This window comes from Paraburkholderia polaris, from assembly GCF_012927345.1.
Classification (GTDB): domain Bacteria; phylum Pseudomonadota; class Gammaproteobacteria; order Burkholderiales; family Burkholderiaceae; genus Paraburkholderia; species Paraburkholderia polaris.
Map to the genome: position 1 here is coordinate 141,910 of NZ_JABBGJ010000021.1, position 16,044 is coordinate 157,953.

The 16,044-nt window shown below is 60.7% G+C and carries 18 protein-coding genes; 6 read left to right on the forward strand and 12 right to left on the reverse strand.

What is annotated here, in order from left to right; translation table 11 throughout:
* The first annotated feature begins 43 nt into the window (after nt 1-43).
* Nucleotides 44-316 (forward strand): hypothetical protein, encoded by a 273-nt coding sequence (locus HHL24_RS20535; protein WP_169487249.1) that lies wholly within the window; start codon nt 44-46, stop codon nt 314-316.
* A 35-nt stretch (nt 317-351) separates the two neighbouring features.
* Here HHL24_RS20535 and leuB read toward each other — a convergent pair whose 3' ends face one another.
* The 5 genes from leuB to HHL24_RS20560 all read right to left on the reverse strand — a co-directional run bounded on the left by leuB (nt 352) and on the right by HHL24_RS20560 (nt 5,260).
* Entirely contained in the window at nt 352-1,419 is a 1,068-nt protein-coding gene (gene leuB, locus HHL24_RS20540) for a 3-isopropylmalate dehydrogenase (RefSeq protein WP_169487250.1), read from the reverse strand.
* 26 nt (nt 1,420-1,445) lie between these two features.
* Complete coding sequence (gene leuD / locus HHL24_RS20545) at nt 1,446-2,099, reverse strand: 3-isopropylmalate dehydratase small subunit (RefSeq protein WP_169487251.1); 654 nt, start codon at nt 2,097-2,099, stop codon at nt 1,446-1,448.
* A gap of 89 nt (nt 2,100-2,188) precedes the next feature.
* A complete protein-coding gene (locus tag HHL24_RS20550; protein ID WP_169487252.1) occupies nt 2,189-2,344 on the reverse strand; it encodes an entericidin A/B family lipoprotein in 156 nt (51 codons plus the stop codon).
* A gap of 5 nt (nt 2,345-2,349) precedes the next feature.
* Nucleotides 2,350-3,759 carry a 3-isopropylmalate dehydratase large subunit gene (gene leuC, locus HHL24_RS20555; protein WP_169487253.1) on the reverse strand — a complete coding sequence of 470 codons (1,410 nt, stop codon included), beginning with the start codon at nt 3,757-3,759 and terminating at the stop codon, nt 2,350-2,352.
* Nucleotides 3,760-4,009: 250 nt separating this feature from the next.
* A complete protein-coding gene (locus HHL24_RS20560; protein WP_169487254.1) occupies nt 4,010-5,260 on the reverse strand; it encodes a DUF1479 domain-containing protein in 1,251 nt (416 codons plus the stop codon).
* Nucleotides 5,261-5,406: 146 nt separating this feature from the next.
* Here HHL24_RS20560 and HHL24_RS20565 point away from each other — a divergent pair, with 146 nt between their 5' ends.
* Nucleotides 5,407-6,471: a helix-turn-helix domain-containing protein gene (locus HHL24_RS20565; protein ID WP_169487255.1), complete on the forward strand. Its 1,065-nt coding sequence runs from the start codon at nt 5,407-5,409 to the stop codon at nt 6,469-6,471.
* 204 nt (nt 6,472-6,675) lie between these two features.
* On the opposite strand, the gene gltA is transcribed toward HHL24_RS20565, so the two are convergent.
* The 7 genes from gltA to HHL24_RS20600 all read right to left on the reverse strand — a co-directional run bounded on the left by gltA (nt 6,676) and on the right by HHL24_RS20600 (nt 12,685).
* Nucleotides 6,676-7,977, reverse strand: a complete 1,302-nt coding sequence (gene gltA / locus HHL24_RS20570) for a citrate synthase (RefSeq protein ID WP_169487256.1) — start codon at nt 7,975-7,977, stop codon at nt 6,676-6,678.
* 92 nt (nt 7,978-8,069) lie between these two features.
* Entirely contained in the window at nt 8,070-8,345 is a 276-nt protein-coding gene (locus HHL24_RS20575; protein ID WP_169487257.1) for an FAD assembly factor SdhE, read from the reverse strand.
* Between the two features lie 84 nt (nt 8,346-8,429).
* On the reverse strand, nt 8,430-9,134 hold the full coding sequence (locus HHL24_RS20580; protein ID WP_054034792.1) for a succinate dehydrogenase iron-sulfur subunit: 705 nt from the start codon (nt 9,132-9,134) through the stop codon (nt 8,430-8,432).
* Between the two features lie 24 nt (nt 9,135-9,158).
* Complete coding sequence (gene sdhA, locus HHL24_RS20585; protein WP_169487258.1) at nt 9,159-10,934, reverse strand: succinate dehydrogenase flavoprotein subunit; 1,776 nt, start codon at nt 10,932-10,934, stop codon at nt 9,159-9,161.
* 4 nt (nt 10,935-10,938) lie between these two features.
* On the reverse strand, nt 10,939-11,307 hold the full coding sequence (gene sdhD, locus HHL24_RS20590; protein ID WP_054034791.1) for a succinate dehydrogenase, hydrophobic membrane anchor protein: 369 nt from the start codon (nt 11,305-11,307) through the stop codon (nt 10,939-10,941).
* A 4-nt stretch (nt 11,308-11,311) separates the two neighbouring features.
* Complete coding sequence (sdhC, locus tag HHL24_RS20595; protein ID WP_054034790.1) at nt 11,312-11,728, reverse strand: succinate dehydrogenase, cytochrome b556 subunit; 417 nt, start codon at nt 11,726-11,728, stop codon at nt 11,312-11,314.
* A gap of 156 nt (nt 11,729-11,884) precedes the next feature.
* Nucleotides 11,885-12,685, reverse strand: coding sequence for a GntR family transcriptional regulator (locus tag HHL24_RS20600; RefSeq protein ID WP_169487259.1), 801 nt, complete (start codon nt 12,683-12,685; stop codon nt 11,885-11,887).
* A gap of 505 nt (nt 12,686-13,190) precedes the next feature.
* On the opposite strand from HHL24_RS20600, the gene HHL24_RS20605 reads away from it, so the two are divergent.
* From HHL24_RS20605 to HHL24_RS20620, 4 genes are all read left to right on the forward strand, one after another.
* Nucleotides 13,191-14,174: a malate dehydrogenase gene (locus tag HHL24_RS20605; RefSeq protein WP_169487260.1), complete on the forward strand. Its 984-nt coding sequence runs from the start codon at nt 13,191-13,193 to the stop codon at nt 14,172-14,174.
* 227 nt (nt 14,175-14,401) lie between these two features.
* Complete coding sequence (locus tag HHL24_RS20610) at nt 14,402-15,418, forward strand: HpcH/HpaI aldolase/citrate lyase family protein (protein WP_169487268.1); 1,017 nt, start codon at nt 14,402-14,404, stop codon at nt 15,416-15,418.
* Nucleotides 15,415-15,564 carry a hypothetical protein gene (locus tag HHL24_RS20615; RefSeq protein WP_169487261.1) on the forward strand — a complete coding sequence of 50 codons (150 nt, stop codon included), beginning with the start codon at nt 15,415-15,417 and terminating at the stop codon, nt 15,562-15,564. The genes HHL24_RS20610 and HHL24_RS20615 overlap by 4 nt, the downstream gene beginning before the upstream one ends.
* 25 nt (nt 15,565-15,589) lie before the next feature.
* A partial coding sequence (locus HHL24_RS20620; RefSeq protein WP_329606715.1) for a citrate/2-methylcitrate synthase occupies nt 15,590-16,044 on the forward strand: 455 nt, incomplete at its 3' end.

Consider the following 16,044-nt stretch of genomic DNA (forward strand, 5'->3'; position numbering starts at 1 on the left):
GAAACTTCCCCGCATCTTTGCCCGCAGTGACCGCGCGGGGAAGATGAGCGGGCACGACAAACGATCAGCGTTTCGTGATCGTTTTCGGGGTAATCGTTTTGGTGGTGGTAATGGCGAGCTCAACCACACGGGCAGTTTTGCCGTGGAGTTTCGAAATCAGGGAGATTTGAGCTGTGTGCGCCATCGCTACAATATACACGAAAACCGGAATCCGGCGACGTCATTCGCCGCTATCGTCCGTATTACGCGCGAATCGACCTGTTTCGAGGCCAATTCGCGCTTTAAAGGCCGCTTTGAAGACTGTTTAGCGACCTAATGACTACCTGCGCCTACTACCTACTTCAAAGCACCTTACAGCGCGGCGACCACTGCATCGCCCATCGCCACGGTGCCGACCTGCTTGCAACCCGGCGTCAAAATGTCGCCCGTGCGATAGCCCTGTTCCAGCACCTTCTTCACCGCGGTTTCGATGCGATCCGCCTGTTCCGCCTTGTTCAGCGAATAGCGCAGCATCATCGCGGCCGACAGGATCGTTGCCAGCGGATTCGCCACGCCCTTGCCGGCGATATCCGGCGCCGAACCGTGCGACGGTTCGTACAAGCCCTTGTTGTTCTTGTCGAGCGAGGCCGACGGCAGCATGCCGATCGAACCCGTCAGCATCGCGGCTTCGTCGGAGAGAATGTCGCCAAACATGTTGCCTGTGACGACCACGTCGAACGCTTTGGGCGCCTTCACCAACTGCATGGCCGCGTTGTCGACATACATGTGCGACAGTTCGACATCCGCGTATTCCTTCGACACGTCGATCATCACGTCGCGCCAGAACTGCGACGTTTCAAGCACATTGGCCTTGTCCACGCTCGTCAGCTTCTTCTGGCGCTTTTGCGCGGCCTGAAACGCGACGTGCGCAATGCGGCGCACTTCGGGTTCCGAATAACGCATCGTGTCGAAGCCTTCCTTCGAGCCTTCGAACAGCCCATCCGGCGACGAACGCACGCCGCGCGGCGCGCCGAAGTAGATGTCGCCATTCAGTTCGCGCACGATCAGGATGTCCAGACCCGAAACGATTTCTTCCTTCAACGACGAAGCGCCCGTGAGTTGCGGATAGCAGATTGCCGGGCGGAAGTTCGCGAACAGCTGCAGGTGCTTGCGCAGACCGAGAATCGCCTGCTCCGGACGCAGCGCGCGTTCGAGCGAGTCGTACTTCCAGTCGCCAACGGCGCCGAACAGGATCGCGTCAGCTTCTTTCGCCAGCGCCAGCGTCGAATCGGGCAGCGGATGGCCCTTTGCTTCGTAGCCCGCGCCGCCAACCGGCGCTTCTTCGAGTTCGAACTTTTCGCCGAGCACGTTCAGGACCTTGACGGCCTCCTTAACGATTTCGGGACCGATGCCGTCGCCCGGCAAGACTGCGATCTTCATGCGAGTTTCCTTGATGATTTTTTCGTTTATCCGACGATGCGGTGATTTAGCCAAGGCTGCTTCGCGATCCGCTCGGCTTCGAACTGGCGAATCTTGTCAGCGTGACGCAGCGTGAGGCCGATATCGTCGAAGCCATTCAGCAGGCAGTACTTGCGGAACGCAGCCACTTCGAACGGATATTCGGCGCCACCGTCCGACGTGCGCACGACTTGCGCTTCCAGGTCGACGGTCAGCTTGAAGCCGTTGAACGCGTAGGTTTCGTTGAACAGGTGATCGACTTGCTGTTCGGTCAGCACGATCGGCAGCAGGCCGTTCTTGAAACAGTTGTTGTAGAAGATATCGGCGAAGCTCGGCGCAATGATCGCGCGGAAACCATACTGCTCCAGCGCCCACGGAGCATGCTCACGCGAACTGCCGCAACCGAAGTTCTTGCGCGCCAACAGCACCGATGCGCCCTGATAGCGCGGCTGATTCAGCACGAAGTCCGGATTCAGCGGACGCTTCGAGTTGTCCTGACCCGGCTCGCCGTGGTCGAGATAACGCCATTCGTCGAACGCGTTCGGACCGAAGCCCGTGCGCTTGATCGACTTCAGGAATTGCTTCGGAATGATCGCGTCCGTGTCGACGTTCTCGCGATCGAGCGGCGCCACGACGCCGGTGTGTACGATGAATTTATCCATGACGCTTGCGCCTGTTTCAAGACCGGGCGATGCGCGTGGCGGCCGGAAAGCCGCCCGGCGCGTCGCCGGCAAAAATCAAAAACCGCTCATTAATTAGCGTGGTTGCTAATCGAATTGCCGAGGTGTGACATGTCCTCGCCGAATCCGTGCACCGTGTTGCAGCCGGCCAGACCGAGCAATAGCCCGGCCAGGGTACCGAGTGCGAAGCGGCGCAATAGAGTGGTGCGATTCATGTTCTTCATCATGCGATTTATCCAAGCTTGCGAATATCGACGAAATGCCCTTCGATAGCCGCAGCGGCAGCCATCGCGGGGCTCACGAGGTGGGTACGGCCACCGGCGCCCTGACGACCTTCGAAATTACGATTCGACGTGGATGCGCAACGCTCGCCCGGATCCAACCGGTCGGCGTTCATCGCGAGACACATCGAGCAACCGGGCTCTCGCCACTCGAAACCGGCATCGGTAAAGACCTTGTCGAGGCCTTCGCGTTCCGCTTGCGCCTTCACCAGACCCGAACCCGGCACGACCATGGCCAGACGGATGTTCGGCGCGACGCGACGGCCGAGCTTCTTCACGACATAAGCCGCGGCGCGAATGTCTTCAATGCGCGCGTTAGTGCACGACCCGATGAAGATTTTATCCGGCTTGATGGATTCGATCGGCGCGTTCGGTTCGAGCGCCATGTACTTCAGCGCGCGTTCCATTGCGTCGCGCTTGACCGGGTCTTTTTCGCGTTCCGGATCCGGCACGCGGCCGTCCACAGCCGTGACCATTTCCGGCGACGTGCCCCACGTGACTTGCGGCACGATTTCCGCAGCGCTCAGTTCGACCACGCGATCGAATTGCGCGCCGTCATCCGTCTTGAACTGCTTCCAGTACTCAACCGCGTGATCCCACTCGACGCCTGCCGGCGAGAACGGGCGGCCTTTCAGGTAGTCGATGGTGGTGTCGTCCACAGCAACCATGCCGGCGCGCGCGCCTGCTTCGATCGCCATGTTGCAGACCGTCATACGGCCTTCCATGGACAGCGCGCGAATCGTCGAACCGCCGAATTCGATTGCGTAGCCGGTGCCGCCTGCCGTGCCGATCTTGCCGATGATCGCGAGCACGATGTCTTTCGCGGTGCAGCCGCGCGGCAACGGGCCTTCGACCTTCACCAGCATGTTCTTGCTCTTCTTTTGCAAGAGCGTTTGCGTGGCCAGCACGTGTTCGACTTCCGAGGTGCCGATGCCGTGCGCAAGCGCGCCGAACGCGCCGTGCGTGGACGTGTGCGAATCGCCGCAGACGATCGTCATGCCCGGCAGCGTAGCGCCCTGCTCCGGCCCGATGATGTGCACGATGCCTTGGCGCAGGTCGTTCATCTTGAACTGCGTGATGCCGAAGGCGTCGCAGTTCGAATCGAGCGTATCGACTTGCAGCTTGGAGACCGGATCAGCGATGCCGTGGCTGCGATCCGTGGTGGGGACGTTGTGGTCCGACACCGCCAGGTTCGCGCTGATACGCCACACCGGACGCTCAGCCAGCTTCAGGCCTTCGAACGCCTGAGGGCTGGTGACTTCGTGCAGCAGGTGACGGTCGATATAGAGAATCGTCGTACCGTCTTCTTCCGTGTGGATCACGTGTGTGTTCCACAATTTGTCGTAGAGAGTCTGTGCCATGGTATGCGGAGTAGTAATGACTGCGGGCTGACTGTGTCGGTCGATTATGCCACGCAGAACCCCGCTTAGGGCCTATGAATCAAGGGAAAAACCGATAAAAAACAGTGAGTTGGGTGGTAGTGACGATACCTGTATGGGCGTTACCCGGCACGGGATTGCGTGGCGTGCGCGATGCAACGCCACGCAAGCTCAGGGGTTAGCGCGGCATGGCACTTCATGCGCCAACACACGCGGCTACGCACGTTCTGGCTCAGCGCTCGAGATCGAACCCCAGTTGCGCGCGCCCCAACGGCGTCAAATCGCTTTCCTGTACACGGCCGATAAAGTCGGTTTCGAAATGATCGGCGGGGAAATCCGGTGGGCTCTCGCCGCGCAGGAAACTCGGCAGTTGGCGCTTCAGATAGGCCTCGTTTTTCGCGCACCATGGCGCGGACGAGATGTACATCACGTTGCTGTAGCCGCTGCCTTTATGCGCGTCTTCGACCGAATGCACGACGTCGCTGTGCCAGAACACAGCGTCGCCAGCCTGCATGTGCGGAATCGGCGTGACCGCTTCGAGCAGCAGGCTGTGCCATTCAGGTTTGATCGAGAGTGCACGCGCCGGTTGTGCGCCGCAGAGTTCGTCGTCGGGAACATCGTCCTGCAGCGCACGGAGGACGACGTACGCCATCGCGTTGGCGATTGGGATCAATTGCAGCGTACCGTCACCCGGTCCTTGTGGCGTCAGCGCGGTCCAGCCCTGGAAGGTGCGGAACATCGAGCATACGGCTGGCGACGGGATCTCCTGCACATCGGGACGGAAGGCGGCGTCAAACGGGTCGTACGCGCGCCAGTTGCCTGACAGCACGTGCCGGTAGACCTGCTGAAAATTCGGATCGAGCCAGCGTTCGACCGATCCGCCGTCGACGTGCGGTGACAAACCCAGCGATTCCGAGCCGGGCGGCCGGCGGCGGATACGATCCGCGTAGACCGGCACGCGCTCCGGATCGAAGTGCTGCTTCCCTTCGCTCTCCGACGTCCACAAACGATTGAGGAACACGCGCGTGTTCGTCAACTGCTCGGACTGCCGCGCCGCCGTTTGCGGGTTCGACCAATACACGCCGTAAATCTGCGGTTTGCTCGACGAGAGATTGCCGAAGTATTTGTCCTCTGCGCGGTGCGTGAGCTTCTCGTCGAGGTTATTGCGCTCGACGTATTGCGCGATTTCATCGTTCCAGTCGCTGGCTTGCTGGCGAGTGAAAACACCGCGCACCACGCATGCGCCGCGCGTCTTGATCCGGGCGATCGTGGCGGGGTCGACGTCGCCGGAAACGATACTCGCGTAATCGAACACGGGAATCGCTTCGCGCCCCTGCTCACGGTCGCGGCGGATGGCGTCGACCTGCTGCCGGATCGCGCCTTCGACTTCGTTGAACACCTGCGCATAGTTCGGCAACGCGGCGCGCAGCGCGCGTTTCGTGGTACGGATCGCTTCCGGAAGATTGTCGATCACGAGCGGCATGGTTTGTCTCCTGACATCGGTTTTGTGTGGGGCTGCAGTACGTCCAGATTAGGGACCTTTGGCATCCGGCATGCATCCTGTCCGGCCAATTACCGATACAATTCAGACATTCGCCGCCGTTCCTTCTCGCGGCCAGGTTGCGTACCGTGAAACCCCAATACGAACGCGTCACCATCCCCGACGGCTGCTCGATTCGCGTCTACCATCGGCAGCTCGCGCAGATCCCGTTCGAGTGGCACCACCACCCTGAATATGAACTCACGCTGACAATGAATAGCCGTGGCCGGCGCTTCATCGGCGACCATATCGCCGATTACAGCGGCGACGATCTCGTGCTGGTGCCGCCGGATATGCCGCACACGTGGGCGTCGACAGAGCCGATCGATGCGCGCGAGCCGCAGGTGGCGATCGTGGTCTGGTTCAGCGGCGATTGGGTGCGGCGGATGGCGGATTGCTGCCCGGAGTTTGCTTCGTTGCGGACGCTGTTGAGGCGCGGTGCGCCGGGGCTGCGGTTTGCGCCTGATGCCGTGGCGTTGATGCGCGGGCAGGTGGGCGCCTTGCTGAATGAGTCGCCGCGTGTGCGGCTGGGCGCGGTGCTGGAAGTGCTCGCTTGCCTGTCTGAAGCGGAATCGGAGCCGTTGGCGTCGCCGGCTGCGCATGCTCACGCACGGGGCACGCGGCAAGAACGCGCTCCTGGCGCTCAAAGCGGGCAAGCGATGCAAACGGTGCAAGCCATGCATAAGGCCGGCGTCGCGCCCACTGCCGCGCCAGGCGGTAGCGCGTCGGAAGCGGAGCGGTTGAATCGCGTACTCGACCTGCTTGATCGGCGTTTCCACGAACCGTTGCGCATCGCCGAACTATGCGAGGTGGCAAACCTCTCGGAACGCTCACTACACCGCTACTTCGTGCGGCATGTGGGCGAAAGTGTCGGGCGCTATCTGAACCGGCTGCGCATCGGCTATGCCACGCGGCAACTGACCGGCACAGACTGGCCGATCGCGCTAATCGCCACAAAATCCGGGTTCCCGAATCTCGCCAATTTCAATCGACAGTTCCTGTCGGCGCGCGGCATGACGCCAAGCGCGTATCGGCGTTTTTTCGAAACCAACGGGCACGCGCCGAAGGATGCCGGCGCGACGCCGGCCAACCTCGAAATACGTCCGCCTTCGCTCGATCGAACCCGGCGACGCCAGGCACGCGCGCCGGCTTGACGGCACGATATGGCATGGAACCGGGGCCCGTGCCACGAACTGGGCCACGCCACGACACGAAGCACGGCGCAAAGTCCCGCCCGGTACACCGCGCCACAAAACAAAACGCCCCAACGGTGAACCCGTTGGGGCGTTTCTTATCAGCTGATTCCGCACCGGTTCGCAGCAATCACAACACTACGAACCACGCAGACTCAAACCCGATCAACGTTGCGCAATCGGCTTCGCTTCACGCGGCGTATCGCCAACGAACAGCTGACGCGGACGGCCAATTTTCTGTTCCGGATCGGCAATCATTTCGTTCCACTGTGCGATCCAACCGACCGTACGTGCCATTGCGAAGATACACGTGAACATCGACGTCGGGATGCCCAGCGCGCGTTGCACGATGCCCGAGTAGAAGTCGACGTTCGGGTACAGCTTGCGCGACACGAAGTATTCGTCTTCCAGCGCGATCTTTTCCAGCGCCATGGCCAGCTTGAACAGCGGGTCGTCGTGCAGGCCCAGCTCTTCCAGCACTTCGTGGCAGGTTTCGCGCATCAGCTTCGCACGCGGATCGTAGTTCTTGTAGACGCGGTGACCGAAGCCCATCAGCTTCACGCCCGAGTTCTTGTCCTTCACCTGCTTGATGAACTCAGGAATGTTGTCGACCGAGCCGATTTCTTCCAGCATGTTCAGTGCGGCTTCGTTCGCACCACCGTGCGCCGGGCCCCACAGACAAGCGATACCGGCCGCGATACACGCGAACGGGTTAGCGCCCGACGAACCCGCCAGACGAACCGTCGAGGTCGACGCATTCTGTTCGTGGTCAGCGTGCAGGATCAGGATACGGTCGAGCGCGCGCACCAGCACGTCGTTGACCTTGTACTCTTCGCACGGGTTCGAGAACATCATGTGCATGAAGTTCGCGCTGTACGACAGGTCGTTCTTCGGGTACGCAAACGGCTGGCCGATGCTGTACTTGTACGCCATGGCGACCAGCGTCGGAAGCTTCGCGATCATGCGAATGGCCGACACTTCACGGTGACGCGGATTGTTGATGTCGAGCGAGTCGTGATAGAACGCCGACAGTGCGCCGACCGCAGCGACCAGAATCGCCATCGGGTGCGCGTCGCGACGGAAACCGCGGAAGAAGAAGTGCATTTGCTCATGCACCATCGTGTGCTTCGTGACGGTGTTGACGAACTCGTCCTTCTGCTGCTCGTTCGGCAGTTCACCCTTCAGCAGCAGGTAGCAGGTTTCGAGGAAGTCAGCGTTTTCCGCGAGGTTGTCGATCGGGTAGCCGCGGTACAGCAGCTCGCCCTTGTCGCCGTCGATGTAGGTGATCGCCGAATTGCACGCCGCCGTCGACATGAAGCCAGGGTCGTACGTGAACTTGCCAGTCTGGCCGTACAGTTTGCGGATGTCGATCACGTCCGGGCCGAGAGTGCCCTTGTAAATCGGCATTTCAACGCTCGGCGAATTGTCGCTGAACGATAGCGTGGCTTTAACATCTGACGGGGTCATAGCACATCCTCAATCGAAGTATGGAAACAGGGTTTCGATAATTTGCACGCCTGGGAACAACGGACAAGCGGCGCTCAAGACATTAGCGGCGCTCAGGCGTTGCGCAGCAACTCCAGCACCCGGATCACATCCGGGTCGGCAAGGTCGCCTTCCGGTTCCTTGCGGACCAGCAGCAAGTCCATCAGGTCGTTATCGCTCAGCTCGAGCAGGCGCGTGAGAGCGCCTACATCCGCATCGCTGAGGTCATGCTCATATCGGCTGAAAAAACGTTCAAAGATCAGATCGTTTTCCAGCAAGCCGCGCCGCGCGCGCCAGCGAAGGCGCGCGCGGCGAAGAGGGTCGGACTGATGCGATGTTTCGGTGTTCATGTCAGTACGTGCCGGGCCGCCCCCAAGCGTACTGACCGCCCCCTCGGGGGGCAGCGAACGATAGGGAGCGTGAGGCTGTTCATATCAAACTGCGCGGCGAACCATCAATTCCTTGATCTTGCCAATCGCCTTGGTCGGGTTCAGGCCCTTCGGGCAGACGTCGACGCAATTCATGATCGTATGGCAACGGAACAGACGGTACGGATCTTCCAGGTTGTCGAGGCGTTCACCCGTCGCTTCGTCGCGGCTATCCGCGATGAAACGATAGGCTTGCAACAAACCAGCCGGGCCGACGAACTTGTCCGGATTCCACCAGAAGCTCGGGCACGACGTGGAGCAGCTAGCACACAGAATACATTCGTACAGGCCGTCGAGCTCGTCGCGTTCTTCCGGCGACTGCAGACGTTCCTTTTCCGGCGGCGGCGTATCGTTGATCAGGTACGGCTTGATCGAGTGATACTGGTTGAAGAACTGCGTGAAGTCGCAGATCAGGTCGCGCACGACGGGCAGGCCCGGCAACGGACGCAGCACTATCTTCTGCGGCAGGTCGTTCATGTTCTGCAAGCAGGCCAGACCGTTCTTGCCGTTGATGTTCATCGCGTCCGAACCGCACACGCCTTCCCGGCACGAACGGCGGAACGACAAGGTTTCGTCCATCGCCTTCAGCTTGAGCAGCGCGTCGAGCAGCATGCGTTCGTGCGAGTCGATTTCGATCTCGTACGTTTGCATGCGCGGTGCCGCGTCCTTATCCGGGTCGTAGCGGTAAATTTCAAATGTACGCTTAGCCATTTCTGAATTCCTTTGACTTGTGCCTTAGAAGGTACGCGCTTTCGGCGGCACGGATTCGACGGTCAGCGGTTGCATCTGAACCGGCTTGTAGTCGAGGCGATCGCCTTCGCTGAACCACAGCGTATGGCGCAGCCAGTTTTCGTCGTCGCGATGTTCGAAGTCGTCTTGCGCGTGTGCGCCGCGGCTTTCCTTGCGCGCTTCGGCGGAAACCATCGTGGCGCGCGCCACTTCAATCAGGTTCTCCACTTCCAGCGCTTCAATACGTGCCGTGTTGAACACCTTCGACTTGTCTTTCAGGTAGATGTTGTCGACACGGTCAGCTACTTCGCGAATCCGCTCGACGCCTTCGGCCAGCAGCTTCGACGTGCGGAACACGCCGGCGTGCGCCTGCATCGTGGCACGGATGTCGTTAGCGACGGTTTGCGAGTATTCGCCCGACGTGGATTTGTCCAGCTTGTTCAGACGAGCCAGCGAGAAATCAGCAGCGTCGGCCGGCAGCGGCTTGTGCTCCTTGATGTCCTTCACGTGCTTGACAATGTGGTTGCCGGCCGCGCGGCCGAATACCACCAGGTCGAGCAGCGAGTTCGTGCCGAGACGGTTTGCGCCGTGCACCGATACGCACGAGCATTCGCCCACTGCGTAGAAACCGTTGACGACTTCCTTATGATCCCTCGACGTACCAACGACCTGGCCGTTGATGTTCGTCGGGATACCACCCATCTGATAGTGGATGGTCGGCACAACCGGAATCGGCTCTTTAATACAATCGACGTTCGCGAACTTCATGGCGATTTCGCGGATCGACGGCAGACGCTTCATGATCGTCTCGGCGCCGATGTGCGACAGGTCGAGCAGCACGTGATCCTTGTTCGGACCCACGCCACGGCCTTCCTTGATTTCCTGGTCCATCGAACGCGAAACGAAGTCGCGCGGCGCCAAGTCCTTCAGCGTCGGTGCATAGCGTTCCATAAAACGCTCGCCGTTCGAGTTACGCAGAATGCCACCTTCACCACGCACGCCTTCGGTAATCAGCACGCCCGCGCCGGCCACGCCGGTGGGGTGGAATTGCCAGAATTCCATGTCTTGCAATGCGATGCCCGAACGCGCAGCCATGCCGAGGCCGTCACCGGTGTTGATGAACGCGTTCGTGGATGCTGCGAAGATCCGGCCCGCGCCGCCCGTAGCGAACAGCGTGGTCTTGCCTTCGAGGATATAAACGTCGCCGGTCTCCATTTCCAGCGCGGTCACGCCGAGCACGTCGCCGTCGGCGTCGCGGATCAGATCCAGCGCCATCCATTCGACGAAGAATTGCGTCTTGGCAGCCACGTTTTGCTGGTACAGCGTGTGCAGCAGCGCGTGACCGGTACGGTCAGCCGCCGCGCAAGCGCGTTGCACCGGCTTTTCGCCGTAGTTGGCGGTATGGCCGCCGAACGGGCGTTGGTAAATCGTGCCGTCAGCGTTGCGGTCGAACGGCATGCCGAAGTGTTCGAGCTCATACACGGCGTTCGGTGCTTCACGGCACATGAACTCGATCGCGTCCTGGTCGCCGAGCCAGTCGGAACCCTTGATCGTGTCGTAGAAGTGATAGTGCCAATTGTCTTCGCTCATGTTGCCGAGCGAAGCGCCGATGCCGCCCTGGGCAGCGACCGTGTGCGAACGCGTCGGGAACACCTTGGACAGCACGCAAACCGACAGGCCGGCGCGCGCGAGTTGCAGCGAAGCGCGCATCCCCGAGCCGCCTGCGCCGACGATAACCACGTCAAACTTGCGACGCGGCAGAGAATTCTTGATTGCAGCCATTCTTTTACACTCTCCAGAGAATCTGCGCAGCGTAGCCCGCACATGCGAGCAGCCAGACGATCGTCAGCGCTTGAAGAAACAGGCGCGTGCCAACGGGCTTCACATAGTCCATCCAGATGTCGCGGATACCAACCCACGCGTGATAGAACAGCGACAGCAGCGTGACAAACGTGGCGAGCTTCATCCATTGCGTTGCAAAGATCGAGGCCCAACCGTCATACGAGAAATCGCGCGCGCCGAAGAACCATGCGAGCAGGATCACCGTGTAGACGGCCATGATGCAGGCGGTAATGCGCTGGGCGAGCCAGTCGCGCAGACCGTAATGTGCGCCGACGACGAGACGCTTCGGACCGATTCGGTTATTAGCTGCCATTTTTTTAGAATGCTCCGAAAAGTTTGAGCGCAAAAGCAATCGTCAGAAGCGACGAAACGACCAGCACCACGATGGAGGTTTGCTTGCCCTTCTCTTTGGTCGTGAGGCCGTGGCTTGTGTCCATGAACAGGTGACGGACACCAGCGCAGAAGTGAAACAGGAAGGCCCACGCGAGAACGAGCGTGATGAGCTTGACGATGATGTTGGAGAGGAAGCCCTTGAACACTTCGAAACTGAGTTCGGAAGTCAGGCTCTGATCAAAGAGGTACAGCAGGAACGGAAGAAAAACAAAAAGCAGACCACCGCTCAAGCGGTGCAAGATCGACACTCGCCCCGCTAGCGGTAGACGGTATGCCGTCAAAATCTGCCCGATACCGATGTTCCGGAATTCCGGCCTCGGTTTTTTTACGGCTTCAGCCATGCTAGACCCCTACTATGTAGTCACACTAATCCGCAATTTTAGCGCCTTTTTATATCGCGCTGCAGCGAAAACCACGACAGGTCCGTTACAGCGTGCGCGATAAAGGCGCCTTCAAACAGGCGCGCGCGTGGGACACGGCGCCCTTTTCATCCCGATTCAGCTCAGATCGTTCTGATAGTAATACCCGGTTGTGACATACCAACCACGGCGCACCTCAACCGGCCGGTCACCATATGTATAGGACACGCGCTCGACCGAAAGCAGCGGAAAACCCGCCGGCACATGCAGCAGATCAGCCACTGAAGGCTCGGCCGCAACCGCGCGGATCTTCTCCGTTGCGCGGATCATGCGTGTGCCGAATTCAGTCTCGAACATCGCGTAGAGGGGACCTTTATACTCCGACAGCCGCTCGAGCGTGAGCCCGCGGAACACCGCGCCGGGCAACCAGATTTCGTCGAGCACGGTGACTTCGCCGTCGAACTGCAGCAAGCGCTTGATCAGCACCACCGGATCGGCGGGCTTGAGATCGAGTTGCCGGGCGATGTCCGCCGAAGCGCGCAAGCGCCGGCATTCAAGCAGGCGGCTGACGTGCGGGTGTTCCGCGCCGTCATCAGCCAGTAATCTGAGGAAGCGAAACTGGGCGCGGTCTTCATTGTGCGTTGCAACAAAAGTACCCTTGCCCTGGCGGCGCACCAGCAGGTTGTCGGCAGCAAGCTCGTCGATCGCTTTGCGCACTGTTCCCTGACTGACCTTGAATCTGGCCGCCAATTCGACTTCACTAGGAATGATCTCGCCAGGTTTCCACTCGCCGCTTTCGAGGCTCTGCGTAATCAAGCCCTTGATCTGCTGATACAAGGGGCTGAAAGTGGGCGACGTAGCGGGCGTGGCAGCGGATACACCCTCGCCCGCGGCCCCATGGCCGTTCGGATTCGCGGTGTTCACCTGGTTCGAAGTCATCCGCGCATTTCATCATAAAGGGCCGTGCCGCGTCTAGGGTTTTCCCCTCAACAGATATGTCTTATATAAGACATAAGATAATGTTGACTTTGTGCCTGACGACTCCTACACTCCCTGTCGAGCAAGGGTTTGCGGGTTTTTCGGCAGTTGTTTTGCACTGTGCAATGCGACGCCGTAGCGCACCGGCAGCCACTCTGCACCATGCTGTTCCCACGCAGTCCAGGTTTCGATCCGCCGCCATTCGTTGGTCAGACGCTTGCCGAAACGCGCTGTTTGCAGGAGCCCGCACCGTGCAGCGGCGACCCGGTACCAACATGCCCCGCTCCCCGCCCAGCAGTACAAGTTTCCGGCATGGCGGTCTTGCCGCAGCGCGCCGCACAGCCCCGGTACATTCCGAGGCCGTACGCGAACAGTGAATTCCGCCGTGTTTCACAACGCTTCGCTGAACGCGCATATAGAATGGCGTTTTCCCTAGCGTCTAACGCATCGTCCTGGAGATTTCTCAATGGCTAAGCCCGCAAAGCGCGTTGCCGTCACCGGCGCCGCAGGTCAAATCGCTTACTCCCTGCTGTTCCGCATCGCCAATGGCGATCTGCTCGGCAAGGATCAGCCGGTTATCCTGCAACTGCTCGACCTCCCGCAAGCTCAAGGCGCCGTCAAAGGCGTCGTGATGGAACTGGATGATTGCGCATTCCCGCTGCTGTCGGGCGTCGTGATCACTGACGACCCGAAGGTTGCATTCAAGGATGCAGACGTTGCCCTGCTGGTCGGCGCACGTCCGCGTTCGAAAGGCATGGAGCGTAAAGACCTGCTGTCGGCAAACGCAGAAATCTTCACGGTTCAGGGCAAGGCGCTGAACGAAGTCGCCAGCCGCGACGTGAAGGTGCTGGTGGTCGGCAACCCGGCCAACACGAATGCCTACATCGCCATGAAGTCGGCGCCGGATCTGCCGAAGAAGAACTTCACCGCCATGCTGCGTCTGGACCACAACCGCGCGCTGTCGCAACTGGCCGCCAAGTCGGGCAAGCCGGTCGCTTCGATCGAAAAGCTGGCTGTGTGGGGCAACCACTCGCCGACCATGTACCCGGACTTCCGCGTTGCAACGGCAGAAGGTCAAGACCTGACCAAGCTGATCAACGACGAAGAATGGAACCGCAACACGTTCATCCCGACCGTCGGCAAGCGCGGCGCGGCGATCATCGAAGCGCGCGGCCTGTCGTCGGCAGCGTCGGCAGCTAACGCTGCAATCGACCACGTGCGTGACTGGGTGCTCGGCACGAACGGCAAGTGGGTCACGATGGGTATCCCGTCGGACGGTTCGTATGGCATTCCGGAAGACATCATCTACGGTGTACCGGTTACGTGCGAAAACGGCGAGTACAAGCGCGTTGAAGGTCTGGAAATCGACGCGTTCTCGCGCGAAAAGATGGACGGCACGCTGAACGAGTTGCTCGAAGAGCGCGAAGGCGTTCAACACCTGCTCGGCTAAGCCCCGATGCAGACGAACCGGAACTCCGAAGCGTCACCGCGGCGGGTTCCGGTTTTTTACGTGCGAATGCAGGCACGGCGCTCCACTTTGCGATTCATTCAGCAATTTGTCGTGCCAGTATTCGCCTCTGATTCGAACGCGCTTTGCATCACGGCGTGCTGATCGCCGAGCAGAACGCGTCCGAATCCGATTTACCCACCCGACCATCCAGAATCCTGACGCCGAAGATGCGCGCCCTCACACCCGCCGAAGTGCTGTTTGACGGCGAAGTGCCGCCCGCTGTGCTGCCTGCCTGCGATCACTACGCCGGCAGCGAGAAGCTGATGCTGAAATCGCTGGCATTGCAGCAACAGCTCGGCCCGGTGTTCGACGTCACGCTCGATTGTGAAGACGGCGCGCAGGTCGGCCGCGAAGCCGAACACGCGGAACTGGTCGCGTCGCTGCTGGGCAGCGAGCATGACCGCTTCGGTCGCGTCGGCGTGCGGATTCACGACTTCGATCACGCGCACTGGCGTGACGACGTCCGTCTCATTCTGCGCGCCGCAAAGCGAGCGCCTGCTTACATCACCCTCCCGAAGATCCGCAACGTCCCCGATGCCGCCGAAATGGTCGCGTTCATCGAGGCGACGCGGCGCGAACTCGGCATTGCGCAACCAGTGCCGGTGCAACTCCTGGTCGAAACCCATGGCGCGTTGACGCGCGTGTTCGATCTGGCCGCGCTCCCCGGCGTCGAGGCGCTGAGCTTCGGCCTGATGGACTTCGTTTCCGCGCACGACGGCGCGATTCCCGATACCGCCATGCGTTCGCCCGGTCAGTTCGATCATCCGCTGGTGCGGCGCGCGAAGCTCGAGATTTCGGCGGCCTGCCATGCGTATGGCAAGGTGCCGTCACATAACGTCAGCACGGAAGTGCGCGACATGAGCGTGGTCGCGAGCGACGCCGCCCGCGCCCGCAACGAGTTCGGCTACACGCGCATGTGGAGCATCCATCCGGCGCAGATCGAAGCGATCGTGGCCGCGTTCGCACCGCGCGACGAAGAAATCGTCACCGCTACCGAAATTCTACTGGCCGCCCAGTCCGCGCAATGGGGACCGACGCGCCATCACGACACGCTGCACGACCGGGCGAGCTATCGCTATTACTGGTCGGTGCTGCGTCGCGCGCAATCCACTGGCCGCGCCGTCCCGCAAGACGCCGCGCCGCTCTTCACGAAAGTGGATGCTAACGGGCAAGCGGCATCATGAACACGATGGTCAATGCAGCAGCCGGCGTTGTCGCGCTGGACGGCCCTCAGACGCGCCACCGCGCAATGACGTCGGGCGGCACCTGCGGCAGCGTCAGGCGGGCGCAGAATGTGCGTTTCAAGCCACGGTTCAACCAGAAGCAATAAGCAGGCACAAAGGAGATTGCGGGAGATGAGCGAGACGACGCAAACCGCCGGTGCACAAGGCGGGAACGAACCTAATAGCGGCTTCAAACCGAAGAAATCCGTCGCGCTGTCCGGCGTGACGGCTGGTAACACCGCGCTGTGCACGGTCGGCAAGACCGGCAACGATCTGCACTACCGCGGCTACGACATTCTCGACATCGCCGGTGCGTGTGAATTCGAAGAAATCGCGTATCTGCTGGTCCACGAAAAGCTGCCGACGCAAGCCGAGCTGACCGCCTACAAGACCAAACTCAAGGCGCTGCGCGGCCTGCCCGCGAACGTCAAAGCCGCGCTGGAATGGATTCCGGCCGCCGCTCACCCGATGGACGTGATGCGCACCGGCGTGTCGGTGCTCGGCACCGTATTGCCTGAGAAAGACGACCACAACCTGCCAGGCGCGCGCGACATCGCCGACAAGCTGATGGCCTCGCTCGGTTCGAT